This is a genomic window from Aurantiacibacter xanthus (genome assembly GCF_003584015.1).
In the GTDB taxonomy this organism is placed as follows: Bacteria; Pseudomonadota; Alphaproteobacteria; order Sphingomonadales; family Sphingomonadaceae; genus Alteraurantiacibacter; species Alteraurantiacibacter xanthus.
The window spans coordinates 1-1,360 of record NZ_QXFM01000131.1 but is presented as its reverse complement, the minus strand read 5'-3'; the positions used below and the strand labels follow the sequence as shown (position 1 = coordinate 1,360).

Below are 1,360 nucleotides of genomic sequence, written 5' to 3'. Positions count from 1 at the left end.
TCGATGAAGCTGTCGTACATGGGGTGTCTCCTGATCGCGGGGACAAGGAGAGGAGGCACCATTGCCTCGGGCCTGTCCGCCGGAGCCCGATCAGGGCCGGGGAAAGGGGCAAGACGCACCGCGTAGCGGGAAACCTGCGGCCCTAGGCTGGCGCGGGCAACACGGGCCGACGGGCCGCAGGTTGCGGCTCGCCCCGACCGGCCCAAGGGCCTCTCCCGGCGGAGAGGGATGAGGCAGGATCAGGACCCGGTGTCGCAGTTGGATCGGGAGCGCTCGAAGATCGCTTCGCCATTCGAGAACCGACCGACCATGCGCAGCTCACCGAACAGGTCGATGAACCTTCCCGACACTTGGGCGAGCCAGTGCCGTGATCTTGCCGTTCGTGGCATGTAGGAATCCGCCTCCCAGTACCGGGCATCGTCGCGCTCGACGAGCCAGATCGCGGCGAGCCCGCACCAGGTCGATATGCCACAATCGGCGAAGGCGTTGCGCAGGAGGATACGATCCTCGCGGCCGCGCCATCCATCGAAACGCTCGAAGGAAGGAAAGGTCGCTTTCGCGGCATCGATGACCTCGTCTACGAGGCACTCGTAGACCCAGTCGGTATCTTCGTCTTCCCCGTCATCAAGCAGGCGAAAGGCCACCACGGAGCCGGTCGGATAGCTGACGGAACGTCCCATCACCAGTCACCTGCTCAAGCCGCGTCAGCGAGATCGAAATCGCTCTCGCTTTCACGCGATTGGTGACCCCCAAGGTCAAGCAATAGGCTGGCCGCTTCCTCGGCCTTGGCCGCAGCGGTCAGGATCGCGCGCTCGTCCGATTTGAGGATCTTGAGCCAGGACGCGATGTAGCTGGCGTGATGGTCGAGGTGGGTGACCGGAAGACCGAGTTCTGCCCCAAGTATGGCTGAGGACAGCTCGGCGATGAGTTCCTCGGCAGCATAGGCATCGCTGCCAAAGCGGTTCTTGAGATCGCGATCGAGTCGCGAGCAATGCCCCGTCCAGTGCGACAGCTCGTGCGCGAGCGTCGCATAGTAGGAGTCGTAGGCTTCGAAAAGTTCGGCTGGCGGCAGGGTAACGCGGTCACGCAGCGGCTCGTAATAGGCCTGCGCGCCATGGTGGCGAAGGTCGGCGCCAATATGGGCAAAGAAGGCATCAAGGCGGTCTTCGCGTCCTTCGGGCTCAAGTGCGGCAACCAGCGGCTTGGGATGGTAGAATGCAGGGAGGCCGTCGCACTGGTCAGCGTTGAACACGGCATAGGCCTTCAGCACGCGCCGGTTTTCAATGTCGGCCTCGCCTTCAGCGTTCTCGACCTCCTTGGTGTAGCTCTTGTAGAAAATCGCGATGGTCGATTTCTCACC

2 protein-coding genes are annotated in these 1,360 nt (G+C 63.0%); both read right to left on the bottom strand.

The window, feature by feature from the left end; translation table 11 throughout:
* Positions 1–239: 239 nt before the first annotated feature.
* On the bottom strand, positions 240–680 hold the full coding sequence (locus D2V17_RS16535; RefSeq protein ID WP_119594030.1) for a hypothetical protein: 441 nt from the start codon (positions 678–680) through the stop codon (positions 240–242).
* Between the two features lie 14 nt (positions 681–694).
* A partial coding sequence (locus D2V17_RS16530) for an ArdC family protein (RefSeq protein WP_119594028.1) occupies positions 695–1,360 on the bottom strand: 666 nt, incomplete at its 5' end.

Coding starts and splice junctions, on each gene's coding strand:
- D2V17_RS16535 (WP_119594030.1), bottom strand. CDS start 680: ATGGGACGTTCCGTCAGCTATCCGACCGGCTCCGTGGTGGCCTTTCGC.